The following is an 18,153-nucleotide window of genomic DNA, read 5'->3' as shown; positions in this document are numbered from 1 at the left end:
CACAAGCCGCCCCCCGTCTCACCGGCGTCTCAGGATGCGGGCGGCCGGGTTCCGTCGTCGCGCTCATCCACCGTTAACCCCTCGCACGACATCCAGTCTGGCCATGTTCCTGCCAACACCGTGAAGTAGGGGCATGGGAGATCTGGGGCACCACCACGACCACATCCACGGACACACCGACCCGCGCGGCGCCGACCACGGCCACGGTCACGCGCACGGGCGGCCGGCGTCCACCACCAGCCGCCGGGCGCTGCTAGGTGCCGCCGGAGGGCTGCTGTTCCTGGCCGCGGCGCCGGGGAGCGCGCAGGCCGCCACGACCCGTACCGCGCGGGACGGCGCCGCCGTCGCCGCGGCCACCCGCAGCGGGGCCGGCCGCGCCTCGCTCATCACGCAGGGCACCACGCTGGTCCACGCCGACCTGCACAACCACACCGCCATGTCGGACGGCGACGGCGACCCGGCGCTGGCGTTCGGCTCGATGCGCGACGCGGGCCTGGACGTGGCCGCGCTCACCGACCACAGCGGCGTCTTCACCATCGGCGGCCTCAGCTCCTCGGAGTGGCGGCGCACCGGCCAGCTGGCCGACGCCGCCAACGTGCCCGGCGTCTACACCGCCATCCGGGGCTTCGAGTGGACCCACGCGCTGCTCGGCCACGCGAACGTCTGGTTCTCCGACGCTTACGTCGACATGTCGGCGGCGCCGGGGATGAGCGGGTTCTTCAACTGGCTGGACGACCGGGACGCGGTGGCCGGCTTCAACCACCCCGGCCGCGAGGAGCTGCGGTTCAACGAGTTCGGGTACAACGCCGCGGTGCACGACCGCATGGTCAGCCTGGAGATGTTCAACCGGACCGACGACTACCTCTTCGAGGGCTGGTCCTCGGGCAAGTCCTCGCCCCTGGTGGCCTGTCTGAACGCGGGCTGGCGCACCGGTCTGACCGGCGTCACCGACGAGCACGGCACCGACTGGGGATTCCCGGAGGGCAAGGGCCGCAGCGGGCTGTGGGTCACCGAGAACACCCGCGCGGGCGTGCTGGAGGCGATGCGGGCGCGGCGGTTCTTCGCCACCCGGGTCTCCGGGCTGCGCCTCGACGCCACGGCGGCCGGGGTGCGGATGGGCGGTCAGCTGCCCTTCGCGTCGGGTGACGTGACCTTCCAGGTCGACCTCGACCGGGGTGCGGAGTGGGCGGGCAAGCCGCTGCACATCCAGGTGCTGCGGCCGGGCAGCCGGGCCCCCGAGGTGGTCGACGTCATCGAGACGACGTCCGGCCGGATCACCTCCTTCACCGTGCCGCTGAACTCCGCCGACGGCAGCTGGGTGGTGCTGCGGGTCTCCGACCCGACGCAGGCCAACGGCTCCCCCGGGCCCGCCGGTCACCCCTGCAACGACTTCGGCGTGGCGTACAGCAGCCCCTGGTGGCTCCAGGGCTGACCCGGCGGCGGCCGGGGTGGCGCGGGACGTCGGGCCTGCACACGGCCTACGACCCGTCGCCGCCCCGGCCCGTCCCCTCGGCGCCCCGCACGAGCCCGTCGTCCAGGAACTCCCGGACATGGGCGAGGATCTGGGCGCGGTCGGTCCCCCGCAATCCGATCGCCACGTGGATGGAGAAGCCGTCGAGCAGCGCGCGCAGCCGGGCGGCGAAGCGGTCGGGGTCGACGGCGCGGAACTCGCCCCGTGACACGCCCTCCGCGATCAGCGCCACCAGGTCGCGGTGCCAGGCGCCCTCGATGGCGGCCTGCCGGGCGCGGGCCTCCTCGTCGGCGTTCTGCGAGCGGTTCCACACCTCCAGCCAGAGCGTCCAGTGCGGGTCGCGGTGCCCGTCGGGGACGTACAGGTCGACGTAGGCGTCGACGCGCGCGCGGGCGGAGGCGGTGCGTGTCAGCAGCCGGCCCCGCTCGGCACCGAGCCGGCCCTCGCTCCACTCCAGGGTGCGCAGCAGCAGTTCGTCCTTGGAGCCGAAGTAGTACAGCAGGTGCCCGCTGCTCATGCCGACCTCGCGGCCGAGCGCCGCCATGGTGAGCTTCTCCAGGCCGCGCTCGGCGATCATCTCCATGGCGGCGGCGAGGACTACCTCACGCGGCGGTGCCTGTCTGCGCCCACCTGCCATCGCTGCTCCTAGATCTTCGGCTGCTGCTGGGTGATGCAGTGGATGCCTCCACCCCCCGCGAAGATCGTACGGGCGTCCACAAGGGTCACCGTCCGCTCCGGGAACAGCCGGCGGAAGATGCCCGCCGCCGGCTCGTCGCGCGGGTCGTCGAAGGCGCACAGGACGACGCCTCCGTTGCAGAGGTAGTGGTTGATGTAGGAGTAGTCGGCCCAGTGGCCGTCGGCCTCCAGCACGGTCGGGGCGGGGACCTCGACGACCTCCAGGGCGCGGCCGCGTGCGTCGGTGGCCGACCGGAGGCGCCCGATGGCCTCCTTGGTGACCTCGTGATCGGGATGCGCGGGGTCGGGCTGGTGGTGGGCGACCACCACGCCGGGGCGGGCGAAGGCGGCGACGATGTCGACGTGGCCGAGGGTGCCGAATCCGTACGGCGGGTAGTCGCCGGTGAGGCCGCGGGGCAGCCACAGGGCCTTGCGGGTGCCGAGATGGGCGTGGATCTCGGCCTCGACCTCCTCGCGCGTCCAGCCGGGGTTGCGCTCGGACCCGAGCTGGACGGTCTCGGTCAGCAGGACCGTGCCCTCGCCGTCCACATGTATCGCCCCGCCCTCGTTGACGAGCCGCGAGGCGTACGTCGTGGCGCCCGCGAGGTCCGCGACGTAGCCGCCGATCTTCGCGTCGTGGTCCCAGCGGGCCCACTCCTGGGCGCCCCAGCCGTTGAACGTCCAGTCCACGGCGGCGAGTGCGCCGGAGCCGTCGGTCAGGAACGTGGGGCCGATGTCCCGCATCCACGCGTCGTCGAGCTCGCGTTCGACCGTCTCGACGCCCTCGCCCAGCAGGCCGCGGGCCCCCTCCGACTGTCCGGGGCCGCACACCACCGTCACCGGCTCGAAGCGGCGGACCGCGCGGGCCACCGAGGCCCAGGCGTTCCGGGCGGCGGCGAGGTCCTCGGGGTCCTCGAAGGTGGGGTTCGGCCCCGGCCAGGCCATCCAGGTGCGCTCGTGCGGGGTCCACTCGGCGGGCATGCGGAAGCCGTCGGCTGCGGGGGTGGTCATGTCGCGGGTCCTTAGAGGAAGTACAGACGGTTGAGGGAGACGGACTCGGCCGGTGCGGAGCGCAGCGGGTCGCCGTCGAGGGTGACCAGTCCGGTGCGCGCGTCGACGTCGACCTGTCCGGTACGGGAGTTCAGGCGCAGGTCGGCCGGGCCGATCCCGCGGGTGCCGCGCACGGCGACCCGGCGACGCCGGGTCGGCATCGTGTCGTGGCCCTGGTCGAGGGCGGCCTGGGCGACGAACGCGACGGAGATGTCGGCGGGGGTGGCGCCGTGCGCGCCGAACTGCGGTCCCAGCACGAGGGGTTCGCAGGTGTCGGTGGCGGCGTTGGGGTCGCCGACCACGCCGTACGCCGGGAAGCCGGACTTCAGCACGAGCTGCGGCTTGGCGCCGAAGTACTCCGGCCGCCACAGCACGAGGTCCGCGAGCTTGCCGACCTCGATCGACCCGACCTCGTGGGCCAGCCCGTGCGCGAGGGCCGGGTTGATGGTCAGCTTGGCCATGTACCGCAGGACGCGTTCGTTGTCGTGCTCGTCCGGGGCGCCGAACTCGGCCTTCATCTTCCCGGCCATGGCGAACGTACGGCGCACCGTCTCCCCCGCGCGTCCCATGCCCTGCGCGTCCGACGAGGTGATGCCGATGGCGCCCAGGTCGTGCAGCACGTCCTCGGCGCCCATGGTGCCGGCGCGGATGCGGTCGCGGGCCATGGCGGCGTCGCCCGGCAGGTCGGTCTTGAGGTCGTGGACGGAGACGATCATGCCGTAGTGCTCGGCGACCGCGTCCCGGCCGAAGGGCAGGGTCGGGTTGGTGGAGGAGCCGATGACGTTGGGCACCCCGGCCATCTTCAGCACGTTGGGGACGTGTCCGCCGCCGCAGCCCTCGATGTGGAAGGCGTGGATCGTGCGGCCCTCCAGGACGCGCAGGGTGTCCTCCACCGAGAGGCACTCGTTCAGGCCGTCGCTGTGCAGGGCGACCTGGACGTCGTGCTCCTCGGCGACGCGCAGCGCGGTGTCGAGGGCGCGGGTGTGGGCGCCCATGTCCTCGTGCACCTTGAAGCCGCTCGCGCCGCCCTCGGCCAGCGCCTCGATCAGCGGGGCCTCGTGGGACGACGAACCCCGGCCGAGGAAGCCGATGTTGACCGGCCAGGCGTCGAAGGCGCCGAAGGCGTGCCGCAGCGCCCAGGGCGAGTTGACGCCGACCCCCCACACCGGCCCGAACTCCTGGCCGATGACGGTGGTCACGCCGGACGCCAGCGAGGCCTCCATGATGCGCGGCGACAGCAGGTGGACGTGGGTGTCCACGGCTCCGGCGGTGGCGATCAGTCCCTCTCCGGAGACGATCGACGTGCCCGTGCCGACCACGACGTCGACCCCGTCCAGGGTGTCGGGGTTCCCGGCCCGCCCGATGGAGCAGATCCGGCCCTCGCGGATGCCGATGGAGACCTTGCGGATCCCCTGCACCGCGTCGATCACGACGACGTTGCTGATCACGACGTCACAGGTGTCGCGGACGGCGGCGGCCTTGAGGTGCAGCCCGTCACGGGCGGTCTTGCCGAAGCCGGCGAGGAACTCGTCCCCGTACCGCTGCGAGTCGGACTCCACGCGGATCGTCAGACCGGAGTCGCCGAGGCGGATCCGGTCGCCGGCGCGCGGGCCGTGCGTGGCCGCGTAGGCGTGCGGGTCGACATGGATCGACTCGCTGATCTCCCGTCCCTTGGAGCGGCTCATCGCGTGCCTCCTTCCGGTGTGGTTCCCGTGCTGCCGAGGTAGCCGCAGGCGGCGGCCCGCCGCAGGGCCTCCTCCTTCGCCCCGGGCGCGTCCAGCGGCCCGTCGACGAGCCCGGCGAAACCGATCGCGATCCGCTCGCCGCCGATCGGCACGAGCCCGACCTCGCGGCTCTCGCCCGGCCCGAAGCGCACGGACGACCCGGCGGGCACCGCGAGCCGCATCCCGTAGGCGTCGCTCCGGGCGAAGTCGAGCCGCGGGTTGGCCTCGAAGAAGTGGAAGTGGGAGGTCACGGAGACGGGCACGGTCGCGGTGTTGGTGACGGTCAGCCGCACCACCGCCTCGGGCTCGGCGTGCTCGGGTCCCGGCAGCAGCGCACCCGGCGCCCGCTCGCCCAGCCTGCCACCGATCGGGGCGGAGACGACGGCGAGCCGTGAGCCGTCGTCGAAGACCGCCTCGACGTGCACCTCGGTGACGATGTCGGCGACGCCCGGCAGGACGTCGTCCGGGCCGAGCACCGAACGGGCGCGTTCGACGGCCTCGGCGAGCCGGGCGCCGTCGCGGGCCGCCTCGCACACGGTGTCGGCGATGAGGGCGGTGGCCTCCGGCACGTTCAGCCTGAGGCCCCGTGCCTTCCGGGACCGGGCCAGCTCGGCCGCCGAGAAGAGCAACAGCCGGTCACGTTCCGTGGGGGTCAGTCTCATGACGCGGGCACCTCCTTGTCGTCACCGCTTTAGAGCATCACTCTAAACATGAGATTCCCAGAACGGAAACGTTGACGGATCGACACGGCGGACGTCACATTGAACACCGCTCAAAGAGATCGAAGAACCTGGCGGCCGTCGAAGGAGACCCAGCCATGCCGATGGAACAGCGCGGAGTCGACACCATCCCGGACGAGGAACGCACGAGCACACCGCGCGACCTCGTCTCGATCCTGCTCGGCTCCAACCTCTGCCTCGGAGTGATCGTCTTCGGCTGGCTGCCGCCGTCCTTCGGACTGGACTGGTGGGGGTCGGTGAGCGCGATCCTGGTCGGCACGGTCGTCGGTACGGCGGTCACGGCGCCGCTCGCGCTCATCTCGCTGCGCACCGCCACCAACCTGTCGACCTCCTCCGGCGCCCAGTTCGGCGTGCGCGGGCGGCTGGTCGGCTCGATCGTCGGTCTGCTGCTCGCCCTCGGCTACACCGCGCTGACCGTGTGGATCGGCGGCGACGTGACGGTGCGCGTCCTGGAGAGACTGTTCGGGGTGTCGGCGGGCGGAGGGTCGTACGGCCTGGTCTACGCGCTGCTCGCCGCCGCCACCGTCGTCGCCGCGGTCTACGGCTACCGCCTGCTGCTCGCCCTGTCCCGCGTCCTCGCGATCGGCATGACGCTCCTGCTGGTCCTCGGACTCGTCGCCTACGCGCCCGACTTCACCACCGGCGCGCTCCCGGAGGCGGGCGGGTATCTGCTCGGCGGGTTCTGGCCGACGTGGGCACTGGCGACGGTGGCCGCCGGCCTGTCCGGCCCCATCGCGTTCATCACGCTGCTCGGCGACTACACCCGCTACATCTCCCCCGCCCGCCACTCCTCCCGCCGGGTGCTGCGCGCCACCTGGCTGGGCCTGCTGCTCGGGCTGCTGGTGCCGCAGCTCTTCGGCACCTTCACCGCCTACGCCGCCCGCGCGGCCCTCGACTACGCCGGTCCGCTCGTCACGGCCTCGCCGTCCTGGTACCTGGTGCCGCTGCTGCTGGCCGCCTCCGCCGGGTCGGTCGGCAACGCCGGGCTGATGCTCTACTCCATGGGCCTCGACCTGGACGCCATCCTGCCGCGCGCCTCCCGCGCCCGGGCCACCTGCGCGGTCGCGGTCGTCGCCACCGCCTGCGTCTTCGCCGGCCACTACGCCTGGGAGGCGCAGTCCGCGATGACGTCGTTCGTCCTGCTGCTGACGGCGATCGGCACGCCCTGGGCGGTGATCACCCTGATCGGCTTCGTCCGCTGCGGTGGCGTGTACGACGCGGAGGCGCTCCAGGTCTACAACCGCCGCGCGCGGGGCGGGGCCTACTGGTTCCGCGCCGGCTGGAACATACCGGCCACGGTGTCCTGGGCCCTCGGCGCGGTCGTCGGCGTCCTCGCGGTGTCCCTGCCCTCCTACGAGGGCCCGCTGCTGTCCCTGACCGGCGGGGTGGACTGCAGCTTCCTGCTCTCGGGTGCGGTGGGCGGCCTGACCTACGTCCTGCTCCCCCAGCCCCACCCACCCGTCGTCCCGACCCCCACCCCGACGGAGCCCACCCCCGACGCACTGAGCCGCTCCGCCGACTGAGGCCGGCCGACGACTGAAAGGGAGCCTGGGCCGAGCCCGAGGGCCGGGTTACCGGCGAGCCGCCGCCGGGGCCGGAACCCGGGAGCCGGTGACGCGTCGGACGGGAACGGGACTGAGCTGCGGGCCGGCCCTCCGCCGAGGCCCGAGAAGACCGAAGCCCCGGCGCCGAAAGCCGGGCTCCGCCTGGGCCGGCCCCAAGGCCGACACGTTCGGCCCGTCCGGCGATGAGGACGAGGGCGGTCGGGTCGTAAGGGGTCGGCGCCGAAAAGGGGACGGCCGGCTCATCCGCCCGGCCGGCGGGTCCGGTTCGCCCGCCTCGGTTGCCGCGTCGGTCGGTGCGCGGTCGGCGGTGCGGGGCGAGGGCGCCCCGGCGCCGGGTGAGGGCGGCGCCGGGGTGCGGAGGGTCAGGCCAGTTGGTGCATCCAGCCGTGGGTGTCCTCGGCCGTGCCGCGCTGGATGTCCAGGAGGGCCTGGCGCAGACGCAGGGTGACCTCGCCCGGCTCACCCGCCGACTGCTGCCACTGACCGGACGCGCGCTTGACCGTGCCGACCGGCGTGATCACGGCGGCCGTGCCGCAGGCGAAGACCTCCGTGAGGCTGCCGTTCTCCGAGTCACGCTGCCACTGCTCGACGGAGATGCGGCCCTCCTCGGCCGCGTAGCCCAGGTCGCGGGCGACGGCCAGGAGGCTGTCGCGGGTGACGCCCTCCAGGATCGACCCGGTGAGCGACGGCGTGACGATCCTGTCGCCGTACACGAAGTACAGGTTCATGCCGCCCAGTTCCTCGACCCACTGGTGCTCGACGGCGTCGAGGTAGCAGACCTGGTCGCAGCCCTTGGCCGCGGCCTCGGCCTGGGCCAGCAGGGAGGCCGCGTAGTTGCCGCCGGTCTTGGCGTCGCCCATGCCGCCGGGGACGGCGCGGACGCGGTCCTCGGAGACCCAGATGGAGACCGGCCTGACCCCGCCCGGGAAGTAGGCGCCGGCCGGGGAGGCGATGACGAGGAAGAGGTACTCGTTGGCCGGCTTCACGCCCAGCCCGACCTCGGTGCCGATCATGAAGGGGCGCAGGTAGAGGGACTCCTCGCCGCCGTGGGCGGGCACCCACGCGACGTCCTGGCGGACCAGCGCGTCACAGGCCTCGATGAACGTCTCGACCGGCAGCTCGGGCATCGCGAGGCGGCGGGCGGAACGCTGGAAGCGCAGGGCGTTCTGGTCGGGCCGGAAGGTGGCGACCGAGCCGTCGGGGCGGCGGTAGGCCTTCAGCCCCTCGAAGATCTCCTGCGCGTAGTGCAGGACGTTGGTGGCGGGGTCGAGGGAGATCGGCGCGTACGGGACGAGCTGTCCGTCGTGCCAGCCGCGGCCCTCGGTCCACTTGATGGTGACCATGTGGTCGGTGAAGTGGCGGCCGAAGCCGGGGCTCGCGAGGATGGCCTCGCGCTCCGAGTCGGAGAGCGGGTTGGCGGAGGGCTTGAGCTCGATCGTGGGCGTCGTCATCAGTGGGTGTCCTTCACCGTTGGTAGTGACGGGCCGCGCTCACGCCCGTACTGCCAGTGGCCAGTGTCAGGACGTCCGAGCATTCCCTCATTCCGCGGCTCCGCGTTCGATTATCGCCCGCGGGTGGCCATGGTCGGAAAACGGTATGAATGCGGCCCAGGGATTGATGGTCGCACTCGGCGGGGACAGTGAAAAGCCGCCGGGTGCGGATTGCGACCCGGCGGCTGTCGAATGATCTGCGTGATCGGCCGGTTGGCTCTGAGTGATCGGCCAGATTTCGAGCGGCGCGGGTCAGCCGGCTACTCGTACGGCGAGCGCGTCGCCGATCTCGGAGGTGCTGCGCGCCGGCCCCGCGACCCGCTCGGCGAGGTCGGCGGCGACCGCCTCCTCGATGCGGGTGGCCTCGGCCTCCAGGCCGAGGTGACGCAGCAGCAGCGCGACGGACAGGACCGTGGCGGTCGGGTCGGCCTTGCCCTGGCCGGCGATGTCCGGCGCGGAACCGTGCACGGGCTCGAACATCGAGGGGAACTCGCCGGACGGGTTGATGTTCCCGCTCGCGGCGACGCCGATGCCGCCGGAGACGGCCGCGGCGAGGTCGGTGATGATGTCGCCGAAGAGGTTGTCCGTGACGACGACGTCGAACCGCTCGGGCTGGGTGACCAGGTAGATGGTCGCCGCGTCGACGTGGATGTACTCGGTGGTGACCTCCGGGAACTCCTCGGCCACCTTGTTGAAGATGTTCGTCCACAGGTGGCCCGCGAAGGTGAGCACGTTGTTCTTGTGGACCAGCGTGAGCTTCTTGCGCGGCCGGGCCTGGGCGCGGGCGAAGGCGTCACGGACGACGCGCTCGACGCCGTAGGCCGTGTTGACGGACACCTCGGTGGCGACCTCGTGCTCGGTGCCCTTGCGGATGCTGCCGCCGTTGCCGGTGTAGGGGCCCTCGGTGCCCTCGCGGACGACCACGAAGTCGATCTGCGGCTCACCGGCGAGCGGGGTGGCGACGCCGGGCAGCAGCTTGGACGGTCGCAGGTTGACGTGGTGGTCGAAGGCGAAGCGGAGCTTGAGCAGGAAGCCGCGCTCCAGGACGCCGGAGGGGACGCCGGGATCACCGATGGCGCCCAGCAGGATGGCGTCGTGCCGCTTCAGGGCGTCGAGGTCGGCGTCGGTGAGGGTCTCACCGGTGGCGTGGTAGCGCCGGGCGCCGAAGTCGTACTCCTTGGTCTCCAGCTTCACATCCTGCGGGAGCGCGGCGGAGAGGACCTTCAGGCCTTCGGTCACGACCTCCTGGCCGATGCCGTCACCGGGGATCACTGCGAGATTGATGCTGCGAGACATGCGGGCACCCTACCCCTCGTCCCACGAGATGACATGCGCTGTCCGCGATACGGACGGATGCGGACAGCGCATGCTCCCCGGACGGCTCCGACGGGGCGGGCGGCCCGCCTCAGTGGCCGGTCTCGCCGCCGTTGTCCCGGCGGTCGAGGGCCCGCTGGAGGGCGGCCGCGGCGTTCTTGCGGTCGGAGTCACTCGTACGGGAGACGTGGCGGACTCGGCGGCGGACGGTCGTCTCGGCCATGGGAAATCGACTCCTTCGACAGCGTGGAGTGCGGCAGGGGTTTTCGAGACGCCGGTGGGCGGGGAGCGGTGCCGCAGGGGTTGCCTGCACGGGGCCCGGCTCACTACCGCCATTCGCTGGATCTGCGAGACGTTCGGCTCCTACAAAGTTAGGCGAGGACGGAGCATCTGTCTCCACAATTACTCGGACTTCCTACTATCTGAGACGGCGGGTCGGGTCGCACGCCGCCGACCTGCGTCTTCGCTAGAGGACGTCGCCGTCGCGCCAGTCGAAGACCAGCTCACCGTCCGCGCCGCTCACCCGTTCGGCCGCCACGGGCCACACATAGGTGGAGCCCTCCTCCTCGGGCAGGTGGACCACGCCGTCCGGGCCGAGCGCGCAGACGCGCCCGCCCCATGCCTGCCAGCCCCGGGCCTCGTACAGCGGGGCCCCCTCGTCGCTGGCGGACAGGGCGCCCAGGGCGTACGCGCGGGTGATGATCCCTTCCAGGGCTGCCATGACCCGCCCCCCGAGTCCGGTGCGCCGCACGTCGTGCCGGACCGCGACCGCCTCGACGTACCCCACCCGCAGCCACCGCTGCCCGTGCCGCACCCGTCGCATGACGACCGCGCCGTGTGCGGCGAGCCCGCGCTCGTCGTGGACCAGCGCGTGCATGCCGCCGAGCGCGTGGTCCCAGTCGGATTCGCCGAAGTCGGCGTCGAAGGCGGCGTGCAGAAAGCCCCGGACGGCCCGTAGTTCGGCGGGGGCGAGGTCGGCGGTGTGGACGGTACGGGTGGTCATCGGGCCAGTATCGCGGGCGCGCGGCAGCGGGGTGATGCGGCAGCGGGGTAATACGGTGGCTCGCCCGCCTCGCCCTCGCTAGGTTGGCGCGATGCCGCGACTCCACACCGAACGCCTGCTGCTCCGCGAGTGGCGGGAGTCCGACCTCGCGCCCTGGGCGGCCGTCAACGCCGACCCGGAGGTGCGCCGGTATCTGCCGGGCATGCCCACCCGGGAGCAGTGCGACGCCGCCGTGGCCCGTTTCCAGGGCGACCTCGACGGGCGGGGCTGGGGCTTCTGGGCCGTCGAGGTGCGCGGCACCGGCGAGTTCATCGGCTTCACCGGACTGGATCCCGTGGAGGAGGGCGTGCCCTTCACCGGCGTCGAGGCCGGCTGGCGGCTGGCCCGCACCGCCTGGGGCCACGGCTACGCCACGGAGGCCGCCCGGGCCGCCCTGCACTTCGGTTTCACGCACCTGGACCTGCCGGAGATCCTCGCGATCACCGTCCCGGCCAACACCCGTTCACGCGCGGTGATGAGCCGCCTGGGCATGGCCCACGACCCGTCCGCCGACTTCACCGACCCCACCGCCCCCGAGGACGGCCCGCTGCACAAGAACGTCGTCCACCGCCTGCCGAGAACCCGCTGGCTCCTCGACCGGGTCGACGCGCCCGGCCCAGCTGGGGGTCGAAGGGCAAGCGCTCGCTGAGGCCGGACCGCGTCACGGCGTTGCCCGCGCGCGGCTCGGGGCCGGCCGGCGGGAACGCTGCGGGGTCGACGCCGCTGCATACCCTGCCGATCGACGCCGGGTCCTCGACCCGGACCCGGTGCCCGGCCTTCGGGAAGACCGAGGGAGGGACGCGGGGTAGCGCCGGACGCGCGCGGGCCAGGGGCCTCCCGGGGGGAGAGGCGCCCTGGCCCGGCGGTGGGGGCGGGGTGTCAGCCCATGTGGGGGTAGGTGTAGTCGGTCGGCGCGACCAGGGTCTCCTTGATGGCGCGGGTCAGGGTCCAGCGCATCAGGTTCTGCGGGGCGCCCGCCTTGTCGTTGGTGCCGGACGCGCGGCCGCCGCCGAAAGGCTGCTGGCCGACGACGGCGCCGGTCGACTTGTCGTTGATGTAGAAGTTGCCGGCCGCGTAGCGCAGCTTGTCCATGGTGTACGCGGTGGCGGCGCGGTCGCCGGAGATCACCGAGCCGGTCAGCGCGTAGTCCGACGCCGACTCCATCTGCGTGAGCATCTCCTCGTACGCGTCGTCCTCGTAGACGTGCACGGCGAGGATCGGGCCGAAGTACTCGGTCGTGAAGACCTCGTTCTCCGGGTCGGTGCACTCGATGACCGTCGGGCGGACGAAGTAGCCGACCGAGTCGTCGTAGGAGCCGCCCGCGACGATCGTGCAGCTCGGGTCGGACTTCGCGCGGTCGATCGCGGCCTTGTTCTTGGCGAAGGCGCGCTCGTCGATGACGGCGCCGATGAAGTTGGACAGGTCGGTGACGTCACCCATGGTGAGGTAGTCGACCTCGGCCGCGAACTCCTCCTTGAAGCCGGAGTTCCAGATGGACGCCGGGACGTACGCGCGGGAGGTCGCGGAGCACTTCTGGCCCTGGTACTCGAAGGCACCCCGGGTCAGCGCGGTCTTGAGGACGGCACGGTCGGCGCTCGGGTGGGCGACCACGAAGTCCTTGCCGCCGGTCTCGCCGACCAGGCGCGGGTAGGTGCGGTACTTCTCGATGTTGTTGCCGACCGTCTTCCACAGGTACTGGAAGGTCTTGGTCGAGCCGGTGAAGTGGATGCCCGCGAGGTCGCGGTGCTCGAGCGCCACCGCGGAGACCTCGATGCCGTCACCGGTGACGAGGTTGATGACGCCCTTGGGCAGGCCCGCCTCCTCCAGCAGCTGCATCAGCAGCACGGCGGCGTGGGTCTGGGTCGGGCTCGGCTTCCAGACCACGACGTTGCCCATCAGGGCGGGCGCGGTGGGCAGGTTGCCCGCGATGGCCGTGAAGTTGAACGGCGTGATCGCGTAGACGAAGCCCTCCAGCGGGCGGTGGTCGAGACGGTTCCACACGCCCGGGGAGTTGGCCGGGGGCTGCTCGGCCAGCAGCCGGCGGGCGTAGGCGACGTTGAAGCGCCAGAAGTCGACCAGCTCGCAGGGGGTGTCGATCTCGGCCTGCTGGGCGGTCTTGGACTGGCCGAGCATGGTCGAGGCGGCGAGCGTCTCGCGCCACGGTCCGGCCAGCAGCTCGGCGGCGCGCAGGATGATCGCCGCGCGGTCGTCGAAGGACATCGCGCGCCAGGCCGGAGCGGCGGCGAGGGCCGCGTCGATGGCGTCCTGCGCGTCCTGCCGGGTGGCGTTGCGGTACGTGCCGAGCACGGCCTTGTGGTTGTGCGGCTGCACGACCTGGAACTCCTCGCCGCCACCCATCCGCCGCTCACCGCCGATGGTGCAGGTCAGCTCGATGGGGTTCTCGGCCAGCTCCTTGAGCTTGACCTCCAGGCGGGCGCGCTCGGGCGAGCCGGGGGCGTAGCCGTGCACCGGCTCGTTGACGGGGGTGGGGACCTGGGTCACAGCGTCCATGTGTTCCGTAACTCCTTGAGTCGAGCGGGTGGTTCGGGTTCAGCCCTTGGTGACCATGGAACGCGCGAAGAACCGCAGGTTGGCGGGCTTCTCCGCGAGCCTCCGCATGAAGTAGCCGTACCAGTCGGTGCCGTACGCGGTGTAGACGCGCATGCGGTGACCTTCGGCGGCGAGCCGCAGGTGCTCCTCGCTCCGGATGCCGTACAGCATCTGGAACTCGTACTCGTCCAGCTTGCGCCCGGCGCGGTGCGCGAGCTCCTGGGCGATGGAGATCAGGCGCGGGTCGTGGGACCCGACCATCGGGTACCCCTCGCCCTCCATCAGGGTGCGCAGGATCCGCACGTACGCCTTGTCGATCTCGTGCTTCTGCTGGTAGGCGACCTCGGCGGGCTCCTTGTACGCACCCTTCACCAGCCGGACGCGGCTGCCGTCGGCGGCGAGGCGGCGGGCGTCGGCCTCGGTGCGGAAGAGGTAGGCCTGGATGACGCAGCCGGTCTGCGGGAAGTCCCTGCGCAGCTCTTCGTGGATCGCGAACATCGAGTCGAGCGTGGTGTGGTCCTCGGCGTCCAGCGTCACCGTCGTGCCGATCCGGGCGGCGGCCTCGACGACGGGCCGCACATTGGCGAGCGCCAGCTCGTGACCGCCCTCAAGGGCCTGCCCGAACATCGACAGCTTCACGGACATCTCGGCCCGCTCGCCCAGCTCCAGCGGCTTGAGCCGGTCGATCAGCTCCAGGTAGGCGTCCCGGGCGGCGTAGGACTGCTCACGGGTGGTGATGTCCTCGCCGACGACGTCCATCGTCAGCTCCAGACCCCGGCCGGTGAGGCCCTCGATGATCGGGACGACGTCGTCCACCCGCTCACCCGGGATGAAGCGGTCGACGACCTGTTTCGTCACCGGGGCCGCCGTAACGAGGCGTCGCATCCGGTCGCTGCGCGACGCGGCCAGAATCACGGGACCCAGCACGGGGCACCTCCAGAACACAACCAACACAAGGCCGCTGCCCGACAGTCCGGGTACGGCACGGAGAACCACCGTGAAAGCTATGGATCCCTTCGATCGTGGGCCATCGACAGCTGTCACGCATCCGTGCCACCGATCTCAGACAGATGTATGAAGGCCCTCGGAAAATGGGGGAGAATGCCCGGGTGACAGCCGATTACCGGGACGACTACCAGGAGCTGGTCGACGAGATCTCCGAGCTCCTGGGCGCCCCCGCGACGCTGGAGAACCGCGACTTCGAGCTGCTCGCCTTCGGCGCGTACGACAGCGAGGGCGATCTCGATCCGTCCGCCCTGGACCCGGTCCGCACCCGCTCGATCCTCACCCGCCGCTCCACGGCCGCGGTCCGCGCCTGGTTCGAGGGCTTCGGCATCACCCGCGCGAGCGGCCCGGTGCGGATCCCGCGCACCCCGGAGGCCGGGGTCCACCGGGGCCGCATCTGCCTTCCGGTACGGCACCGGGGGGTCGTCCTCGGTTACGTCTGGCTGCTCGACGGCGAGCCCGGCCCCACCGACGCCCAGCTGGCGGCGGCCATGGAGGTGATCGGCAGGATCGGCGCGCTGCTGGCCGACGAGGCGCAGGCCGGCGCCGACCTCACCCGGGAGTTGCGCGCCGTGCTGACGGCGGAGCGCGGCTGGCAGCGCGACATGGCGGTGGCCGCCCTGCGCACGGCTCTGGGCACGCGCGGCGAGGGTCCGCACGCGGTGGTGTGCGTCGCGCCCTGGCCGTCGGCCGACCCGGAGGACGCCCCGTCGGCCCGCGCGGTGCCGCACACGACGGCCCTGTGCACGATTCCCTGGGGTGCGACGGGCCAGAGCCTCGCGGTGCTGGTCCGGCTGCGCTCCACGGACGTCCGCGCCCCGGCCCTGACGGCGGCGAACCGGCTGCTGCGGGAGGGCGCGCGGGCGGGCGTGGGCGATCCGCTGACCGGCCTCGCCGACCTGGGAACGGCATGGCAGGAGGCCGTGGCGGCCGCCCGGGCGGCTCTGGCCGAGCCGCACCTCGGACCGGTCGCCGAGTGGTCCCGCATCGGCCCGTACCGTCTGCTGACCGCCCTGCCTCCGGAGACGGCCCGCGACCCGGCGATCGCCCCGCTCCTCTCCCCCGCCCACCACGAACTCGCCCGCACGGCCGAGGTCTACCTGGACTGCGCCGGCCAGGCCGCCCGCACGGCCGCCGAGCTGGGCATCCACCGGCAGACGCTGTACTACCGGCTGTCGCGGGTGGAACAGCTGACGGGCCTCGACCTGGACGACGGGGAGGACCGGCTCCTGCTGCACATGGTGCTGAAGGGGACGCGCCTGTGAGCCGGGCAGCCGCCCGGGCGTGGGCGCCGCGGCCGCTCAGCCCTGCGGCGCGGCCCCGGCGATCACCTGGCGCAGGCCCTCGGTGAGTTGCTCGGCCGTCGGCGCCCTCTTGGGGTCGAAGGTCCACAGGGCGATGAGACCGGTCATCACGGTGACGTAGAACGTGCCGAGGGTGTCCACGGTCTCGTCCGGTACGTCTTCCTCGCGCCCGCCCATGAGCAGTGGGATCAGTCCGCGTCCGGCCTCCCGCTGGGCCCGCGCCAGATGCTCGCGCACCTCGGGCAGTTGGTCGCCCATGACGACGATTTCCATGCTGAGCCGCCACAGCGAACCGGGCTCGCGCATGGTGGCGATGATGTTCGCCCAGACCTGACCGAACCGGTCCAGGGTGCCGGGAGCGGCGGTGATCGGCTGCTCGCCCTCCTCGAACTCGTCGCCCAACCCCTCCACCAGGGCGACGTAGGCCTGTGCGAGCAGGGCGTCCTTGGAGCCGTAGTGGTAGCCGATGGAGGCGAGGTTGGTCCCCGACTCCTTGACGATGTCGCGCGCGGTGGTGCGGGCGAAGCCCTTCTCCAGCAGGCAGCGCTTGGCGCCTTCGAGCAGATCCTCGCGATGTCCCATGGCGCCATCGTAGCGCCGTGCCTATACAGGCGTACTATACAAACGTACTAGACAGATGTTTTATACGTCCGTACAGTCAGCTCCATGACGACGAATCCGACGAACACGCGCGCCGGGCGCCGCGAATGGACCGCGCTCGCCGTGCTGATGCTGCCGCTGCTGCTGGTCTCGATGGACGTCTCGGTGCTGTACTTCGCGATCCCGGCGATCGGCGCGGACCTGGAGCCCACCGGCACCCAGCAGCTGTGGATCTTCGACATCTACGCCTTCGTGCTGGCCGGCCTGCTGATGACGATGGGCTCGGTCGGTGACCGCGTCGGCCGCCGCAGACTGCTGCTGATCGGCGCCGCCGCGTTCGGGGCGGCCTCACTGGTCGCGGCGTACGCGAACAGCGCCGAGACGCTGATCGCGGCCCGTGCGTTGCTCGGCATCGGCGGGGCGACGCTGATGCCGTCGACGCTGTCGCTGGTCCGGGCGATGTTCACCGACGCGGCCCAGCGGGCGACGGCGATCGCGGTGTGGTCCGGCGTGCTGACGGCCGGCGTCGCCCTCGGCTCGGTGCTCAGCGGGGTCCTGGTGGAGTTCTTCTGGTGGGGTTCGGTCTTCCTGGTCAACCTCCCCGCGATGGCCCTGCTGCTACTCCTCGGCCCCCTGCTGCTGCCCGAGTCACGCGACCCGCACCCCGGGCGCTTCGACTGGCTGAGCGTGCCGCTGTCGATGGCGGCGGTGCTGCCCGTCGTCTACGGCCTGAAGGAGATCCCCTCGGAGGGCTGGAACGTCCGCTACGTCGTCTCGATCACGGTCGGCCTGCTCTTCGCGGTCCTCTTCGTCCACCGTCAGCGCACGGCCCGGTCCCCGATGATCTCCCCCACCCTCTTCCGTGCCCCCGGCTTCACCACCGCCGTCGGCCTCAACCTGGTCTCGGCCTTCGGGGTGCTGGGCTCCGCCTACTTCACCACGCAGTACCTGCAGTCGGTGCTCGACAAGAGCGCGCTGGAAGCGGCCCTGTGGGCACTGCTGCCGTCGGTGCCGATCGGCCTCGCGGCACCGCTGGCGGCCCGGCTGGTGGGGCGCGGAGTGAACCGCGCGTACGTCGTCGCCGCCGGGTTCGCGATCGCGGCGAGCGGCTACGGGCTGCTGGCCTTCGCCGGCCCCGACACGATGGCGCTGGTGCTCGTGGCCTGCGGTGTGCTCGCGTCCGGGCTGGTGACGGCCATGTCGCAGCTCATGGACCTCGCGCTGAGCGGGGTCCCGGTGGAGCGGGCCGGCTCGGCGTCCTCGCTCATGGAGACCGGCGCGGAGTTCGGCGGCGCCCTCGGCATGGCACTGCTCGGCTCGATCGGTACGGCGATCTACCGCAACGAGATCCCCGCCTCGTCACCGGACGTGGCCCGCGAGACTCTGGGCGGAGCGCTGGCGGTCGCCGATCAGGTCCCGGGACTGGCCGCGGCAGCGCGGGCGGCGTTCACCAGCGGCATGCAGGGCGCGGCGGTCGCGGGGGCGACGGTGCTGGCGGGGGCGGCGGTGCTGGCGGCGGTGAGTCTGCGGCGGGTGAAGGTGTGCACGAACGAGACGCCGGACGAGCCGAGTCACCTCAGCCCGTCCGGCGTTTGAGTTCGAGGCCCGTTCAGGGCCGAAGCG

General features: G+C 72.1%; 16 protein-coding genes. 5 read left to right on the top strand and 11 right to left on the bottom strand.

From position 1 onward, the window contains the following. The first annotated feature begins 133 nt into the window (after window positions 1-133). The gene (locus tag ACIP2X_RS17890) at window positions 134-1,432 is read left to right on the top strand and encodes a CehA/McbA family metallohydrolase (protein ID WP_401673695.1); all 1,299 of its coding nucleotides are present in this window, start codon (window positions 134-136) and stop codon (window positions 1,430-1,432) included. A gap of 46 nt (window positions 1,433-1,478) precedes the next feature. Here ACIP2X_RS17890 and ACIP2X_RS17885 read toward each other — a convergent pair whose 3' ends face one another. The 4 genes from ACIP2X_RS17885 to ureA are packed head-to-tail and all read right to left on the bottom strand — an operon-like array spanning window position 1,479 to window position 5,582. Then, a complete protein-coding gene (locus ACIP2X_RS17885; protein WP_401673694.1) occupies window positions 1,479-2,108 on the bottom strand; it encodes a TetR/AcrR family transcriptional regulator in 630 nt (209 codons plus the stop codon). An 8-nt stretch (window positions 2,109-2,116) separates the two neighbouring features. After that, the gene (locus ACIP2X_RS17880) at window positions 2,117-3,157 is read right to left on the bottom strand and encodes an agmatine/peptidylarginine deiminase (protein ID WP_401673691.1); all 1,041 of its coding nucleotides are present in this window, start codon (window positions 3,155-3,157) and stop codon (window positions 2,117-2,119) included. Window positions 3,158-3,168: 11 nt separating this feature from the next. After that, complete coding sequence (locus ACIP2X_RS17875) at window positions 3,169-4,881, bottom strand: urease subunit alpha (protein ID WP_401673688.1); 1,713 nt, start codon at window positions 4,879-4,881, stop codon at window positions 3,169-3,171. Continuing rightward, window positions 4,878-5,582: an urease subunit gamma gene (gene ureA, locus ACIP2X_RS17870; RefSeq protein WP_401673686.1), complete on the bottom strand. Its 705-nt coding sequence runs from the start codon at window positions 5,580-5,582 to the stop codon at window positions 4,878-4,880. The genes ACIP2X_RS17875 and ureA overlap by 4 nt, the downstream gene beginning before the upstream one ends. A 155-nt stretch (window positions 5,583-5,737) precedes the next feature. Between ureA and ACIP2X_RS17865 the strand changes: the two genes are divergently transcribed. Beyond that, window positions 5,738-7,183 (top strand): cytosine permease, encoded by a 1,446-nt coding sequence (locus ACIP2X_RS17865; protein WP_401673684.1) that lies wholly within the window; start codon window positions 5,738-5,740, stop codon window positions 7,181-7,183. A 404-nt stretch (window positions 7,184-7,587) separates the two neighbouring features. Here the strand turns inward: ACIP2X_RS17865 and ACIP2X_RS17860 are convergent, their stop codons facing one another. The 4 genes from ACIP2X_RS17860 to ACIP2X_RS17845 all read right to left on the bottom strand — a co-directional run bounded on the left by ACIP2X_RS17860 (window position 7,588) and on the right by ACIP2X_RS17845 (window position 11,032). Then, window positions 7,588-8,676, bottom strand: coding sequence for a branched-chain amino acid aminotransferase (locus ACIP2X_RS17860; protein ID WP_401673681.1), 1,089 nt, complete (start codon window positions 8,674-8,676; stop codon window positions 7,588-7,590). A 291-nt stretch (window positions 8,677-8,967) separates the two neighbouring features. After that, window positions 8,968-10,011 carry a 3-isopropylmalate dehydrogenase gene (locus ACIP2X_RS17855; protein ID WP_401673679.1) on the bottom strand — a complete coding sequence of 348 codons (1,044 nt, stop codon included), beginning with the start codon at window positions 10,009-10,011 and terminating at the stop codon, window positions 8,968-8,970. 109 nt (window positions 10,012-10,120) lie between these two features. Further along, window positions 10,121-10,252 (bottom strand): hypothetical protein, encoded by a 132-nt coding sequence (locus ACIP2X_RS17850; RefSeq protein ID WP_294004210.1) that lies wholly within the window; start codon window positions 10,250-10,252, stop codon window positions 10,121-10,123. Between the two features lie 243 nt (window positions 10,253-10,495). Continuing rightward, the gene (locus tag ACIP2X_RS17845) at window positions 10,496-11,032 is read right to left on the bottom strand and encodes an aminoglycoside 2'-N-acetyltransferase (protein ID WP_401673675.1); all 537 of its coding nucleotides are present in this window, start codon (window positions 11,030-11,032) and stop codon (window positions 10,496-10,498) included. 91 nt (window positions 11,033-11,123) lie between these two features. Here ACIP2X_RS17845 and ACIP2X_RS17840 point away from each other — a divergent pair, with 91 nt between their 5' ends. Continuing rightward, window positions 11,124-11,720 carry a GNAT family N-acetyltransferase gene (locus ACIP2X_RS17840; protein WP_401673672.1) on the top strand — a complete coding sequence of 199 codons (597 nt, stop codon included), beginning with the start codon at window positions 11,124-11,126 and terminating at the stop codon, window positions 11,718-11,720. A 230-nt stretch (window positions 11,721-11,950) separates the two neighbouring features. On the opposite strand, the gene pruA is transcribed toward ACIP2X_RS17840, so the two are convergent. After that, on the bottom strand, window positions 11,951-13,582 hold the full coding sequence (gene pruA, locus ACIP2X_RS17835; protein ID WP_401673670.1) for an L-glutamate gamma-semialdehyde dehydrogenase: 1,632 nt from the start codon (window positions 13,580-13,582) through the stop codon (window positions 11,951-11,953). Between the two features lie 39 nt (window positions 13,583-13,621). Then, window positions 13,622-14,548 carry a proline dehydrogenase family protein gene (locus tag ACIP2X_RS17830; protein WP_401673667.1) on the bottom strand — a complete coding sequence of 309 codons (927 nt, stop codon included), beginning with the start codon at window positions 14,546-14,548 and terminating at the stop codon, window positions 13,622-13,624. Between the two features lie 164 nt (window positions 14,549-14,712). Here ACIP2X_RS17830 and ACIP2X_RS17825 point away from each other — a divergent pair, with 164 nt between their 5' ends. Continuing rightward, a complete protein-coding gene (locus ACIP2X_RS17825; protein WP_401673665.1) occupies window positions 14,713-15,891 on the top strand; it encodes a PucR family transcriptional regulator in 1,179 nt (392 codons plus the stop codon). A gap of 36 nt (window positions 15,892-15,927) precedes the next feature. On the opposite strand, the gene ACIP2X_RS17820 is transcribed toward ACIP2X_RS17825, so the two are convergent. Next, window positions 15,928-16,512 carry a TetR/AcrR family transcriptional regulator gene (locus ACIP2X_RS17820; protein ID WP_401673663.1) on the bottom strand — a complete coding sequence of 195 codons (585 nt, stop codon included), beginning with the start codon at window positions 16,510-16,512 and terminating at the stop codon, window positions 15,928-15,930. A gap of 84 nt (window positions 16,513-16,596) precedes the next feature. Between ACIP2X_RS17820 and ACIP2X_RS17815 the strand changes: the two genes are divergently transcribed. Beyond that, entirely contained in the window at window positions 16,597-18,126 is a 1,530-nt protein-coding gene (locus ACIP2X_RS17815) for an MFS transporter (RefSeq protein WP_401673660.1), read from the top strand. Window positions 18,127-18,153 lie beyond the last annotated feature (27 nt).

It is taken from the genome of Streptomyces sp. NPDC089424 (genome assembly GCF_044749345.1).
Classification (GTDB): Bacteria; Actinomycetota; Actinomycetes; order Streptomycetales; family Streptomycetaceae; genus Streptomyces.
Note: the sequence above shows the minus strand (reverse complement) of the source record. Positions and strands in the feature narration are given on the sequence as shown.